The 253-nt window shown below is 50.6% G+C and carries 1 pseudogene; it reads left to right on the forward strand.

What is annotated here, in order from left to right:
* Positions 1-125, forward strand: a pseudogene (locus MKZ40_RS17155) (IS3 family transposase); the annotation flags it as partial.
* Positions 126-253 lie beyond the last annotated feature (128 nt).

A 253-nucleotide genomic window follows, 5' to 3' on the forward strand; every position in this document is an offset into this window, starting at 1 on the left:
ACGCCTACAAGAAGGCTGATCAGCCACACCTGGATATACCGAATGTTCTTGATCGGGAGTTCGATGTAAAGAAGCCCAATCAGGTATGGACCGGCGACATTACCTATATTTGGACAGGGGCACGCTGCAGGGAAAATGCATGAAAAACCGCTCTACGACGGGCCTCGTAGCGCTTTACCAAAAGGACCTCATGTGGTCATTTAGCAGCTTTCGCTCATGGATGATCCGATGCTGACACCGTCTCTTATGCACC

The organism is Cobetia sp. BMC6 (assembly GCF_029991385.1).
Lineage (GTDB): Bacteria > Pseudomonadota > Gammaproteobacteria > Pseudomonadales > Halomonadaceae > Cobetia.